Origin of the sequence: Cupriavidus sp. YAF13, assembly GCF_052113425.1 — a bacterium.
Taxonomy (GTDB): Bacteria; Pseudomonadota; Gammaproteobacteria; order Burkholderiales; family Burkholderiaceae; genus Cupriavidus.
Window position 1 is genome coordinate 1 of the sequence record NZ_JBFRDD010000125.1, and the last position, 3,746, is coordinate 3,746.

The 3,746-nt window shown below is 57.5% G+C and carries 3 protein-coding genes; all 3 read right to left on the reverse strand.

The window, feature by feature from the left end; translation table 11 throughout:
• The coding region (locus tag AB4061_RS40300; RefSeq protein WP_441641618.1) for a hypothetical protein at window positions 1-186 on the reverse strand (186 nt) is incomplete at its 3' end.
• 111 nt (window positions 187-297) lie between these two features.
• Window positions 298-2,709 (reverse strand): hypothetical protein, encoded by a 2,412-nt coding sequence (locus AB4061_RS40305; protein WP_441641619.1) that lies wholly within the window; start codon window positions 2,707-2,709, stop codon window positions 298-300.
• Between the two features lie 3 nt (window positions 2,710-2,712).
• Window positions 2,713-3,746, reverse strand: a 1,034-nt coding sequence (locus AB4061_RS40310) for a DUF2345 domain-containing protein (protein WP_441641620.1), incomplete at its 5' end; no start/stop codon positions are given.

Here is a 3,746-nt window from a genome sequence, read left to right on the forward strand (position 1 = left end):
CACGGCCCGCCCGAAGTCGCCCATCATGAAGCTGCCGCCCTCGACCCACACCAGGTCCTTGAGCACCTTGCGCTTGAGCTTGGCCACCCGCTCCTCCATGCTGCCCTCGGTCAATGCCATCAATTCGGCCTCCAGGGCTGGGGGCTGCTTCAGCTGCGGGGCATTCTCGCCCGGGTCCTTCGACATCAGGGGCTGCCGCGGTGGCGGGACTTCGGCTATCTCAGCGGCCACTAACCTTGCCCCGGCACAGATAAGCACCAGGAAGACAGCAACGGATTCAATCGTTCTAGCACGCATTCAGGCCTCGCTCGTGTAATACGCGTTCCAGCCGCTGGACGCAAAAAATCGGTGATCGGCCTCGGCCCTCAAGACTTCATAAGCCGGCGAGGTCGCATCCACCAGCGCATAGCCATGCGGCACCTCATCCATCAAATGATCGTAGAAAGCTTGATACCAGCCATCGAAGTCGCCTTGCATTGCGAGTTTCTTCAGGATCTCCTCAAACCTTGCTGGATAGGGGGATTCATAGAATGGGATATCGATATCCCGAACACCTTCTGTCCTAAAGAAGTCTCGCAATTCCGCACGATTTGTCTCCGTATTTCCTTTTTTACCACTCACGCTGATGTGCTGAATGATATTGGCCGCCTCCCCCTTGGATGTCGCCGACAGGATCACCGCGAGCACCGCTTCACGTTGGCGCCCGAGATAGTTGTCGCCTACTGCAGCGCCGCTGATGGCGACATCCGCGTAGCTGTGACGTGTCAATTGATAGATGAGCATGCCCTTTGCTTCGGGTGTGACATACTCCAAGGCCTTTCGATTTGCGAGAATGCGGTTCGCCAGTTTTAGTCTGGCATCGGCTTTCTTCAAATCCTCATCGACCTTGTTCAAGATGACATTAATACTCGCCAACGTTTCCCCATAGAAACTCTCGATAGCCCGACCTGATTGCACTGCCAGGAACTGGATTCCCTTCAGCGCGGAAAATGCGTCGTCGTTGATGATCTTCAGGTTTTTGAACTGCCAATACGCAATCTTGTAGAAGAGACAGCGGAAAAATAGCCCCATCTGTTTTGCGCTCACCTCAAATCCCAGCGCACCTTCCGCCCCCACTCCCAAGCACAGGCTGGCGTGCGCCGTGAAGCGGAAGATGCCGTTTGTGTATTCGATCTTGAACTTTGCTTCCAGGCCGATGCCGGCCAGTCCGCCTACGGTTGGGGCGATACTGGCGATGCTCGCGAATTCTTTTTCGGGATGATCCGGGTCACGCCACTCAAGCACACCGGTTAGCGATGCATCAGCCCGCGCGCCGGCAAATGCGCTCACCGATGCGTCCAGCGTGCCAACCTCGGCCTCATCGTTGGTGTTGATCGAAACGGTCTGCTTCCTGCGCGCCTTCTTTCCCTTTCGGCCAGGTTTTCCCGATACTTTGGGTACGCCGTTATCCAATGCCGACACTTCCACCTTCATTGCCAACTCGCCCGCAATGCTGGCGCCGACCACCCCCGACACCTCGACGGTCATTCGGCAGCGTCCTGCGATCAGGTTGAAGGACTCGCCCTTATCGTCCTGCACCGTCCATAGCCAGCCGTCCTTGCGTGGAAAGAAGAGGTCAAGATTGGCCTCAGCCTTGGCGAAGTCGACAGCGGCATGCCCCTCGACCCTGACACTGAGGCGGCGATCCATCACCGACAGATCGCCATTGAGGCTTCCCCCGTAGGTGAAGCGCATCAGCTGCGCGGCTGCGCTGAGCTCGATGTCGGCAATCTGCGTCCCGTCATGCGAAAGAGACCCATGGCGTTCTAGCTTGTGTGCTTTATTCCAGTTATCGGCCCACTGGCCCAGCGTGATGCTCGCCCCACCGCTCAGATCCTCGCCAAATATGCTCTTTAGCGAGATCGTCGTCTCTTTTCGGACCTGCTCCTTCGCATACGCACGGAGCTTTTCCTTGTCGAGGCTGCGCTTGCCATCGCCACCCTTCTTGTACACCTCGGACCATTTCGTCTTCTCGGCATCCTTGAACTTCGGCCATTTTTGTTTCAGCTTGCTCGAGTCAACGTAGACGAGCCTTTCTGGCATTTTCTTTGGCCATTTTCCAAATTTCTTCAGCTCCGCAGCTGTCTTGAACGACTTGATCTTCTGCTTGAACCCTCGGATATCGACCTCTGCCTCCTTGTCGTTCGCCGCTTTCTTCTTCCGTTCTTCCGGGCTGTCGTTGCTGAGCGAAATGAGTTCGACCAACCTCTTGCCAGCGCCTGCCGTAGTATGTTTGTCCTTCTTCGGTTTCGCAGGCGCTGCCGAACCCGATGACTTACCGGCATTCGCCTCTTCTTTGCTTTCAGGTAGCGGATCGAGTTTTTCATACACGGCATGCAGCTTTTCGTGCGCCTCCTGCTGCCAATCGAGAGCGAACCCAAGCACACTATGCGCCAGCGCCTTGTCCGTGTCAGATACCTTCCCGGCCTCGAGTTCCTGAAGATGCTCCTCGCTCAGTTGCACCGCCTTGTTGGCTGAGTGCAGTTCGGCCACCATGTCACTGAGTCCGTTGTAGTGGCTACGTAGCTGATTCGCGTCCTCCGCCGGCACGATGATGACTTCCCCGGTTTCCGGACGCAGGAAGGCCAGAGGTTCTGCCGGCATCTTGGCGTCGACATTGCTGCCACCCCGCGCATTGAGGGCTCCTTTGCCAAGTTCGTTGTTGGCCATGTCTTATCCCTTGAGTATCTTGATGTCCTGCGCCTTGTCCGCGTAGACGCGGATCGTCCTGCCAGCCGCATCGGTGACACCCTCAATCACCTCACCGGCGGCGGTTTCTATCCGATATGGCAGGTGCCGCAATATCTCGCCCGTGTGCTCGTCCCTCAGCGTGAACTGCTCGTCATACAGTCCGGGGGGCTTGGGAAGGGGTTGCATGGCATCGTTCAGGCTGGCCACGCCCTGTTTTTGCATCGTGATGACCTTCAAGATGAGATCACCTGGCCCACCGATGGTCACATTTCCATCGGCAAGGCGCACAAAGGCGCCACCACATTCGAGAATCAATTCCCGCTTTGCGGCGATACGGACGGCTCCATTCACGCTGGATACGGTGACGTCCTTATCCGCTGCCAGGGACATTGCATCGCTCTGCGCCTGGATTTCCACTTTTCCCTTACCAGCAAACAGTTTGATGCCAAATTTCTGGGCAAACATGGAAACAGCCTCGCCCGCCGCGACGGTGAACTTCTTTACCGCGCTGATATCCACATTCCTCTCAGCAACAACCGCAACATTGTCACGGGCCGAGATTTGCGCCCCGCGCCCTGCAACGATCCCGACGGAGGCGGGGGCACTAGCCAGAATTGAAGGCTCGGACAGGCGGTTCAACGCTGTCGCGACTTGCTTCTGCGAGTCCGCATCTGCGGCGTCCGCATTCGCTGACGTGGCCGCGCTTGCCAAGGCACGCGCTATCTGTAGCGCGCTCTCGAGTTGTGCAACCGCAGCCTGCATATCGAGCTGCTGACCACCGGCTTTCGGCTGGTCATCCGCCGAAAGGAACAGCCCCTTGCCACCGCGGATCGCACCCCAGGCGTCGGTGCGCAGCTCAAAGCCTTCACCACGCTTCTGGCGCTCGCCGTTGACCATATGCCCGAGGGTCAACTGGCTTTTGCCGGAATGCTCAGTGGAAAGCTGTACGTGTTCCTCGTCCTCCCAGTCTTCCAGTTCGACTTTGTTGCCGCTCTGCGTATGGATGACATTGCGCG

Coding starts and splice junctions, on each gene's coding strand:
- AB4061_RS40305 (WP_441641619.1), bottom strand. CDS start 2,709: ATGGCCAACAACGAACTTGGCAAAGGAGCCCTCAATGCGCGGGGTGGC.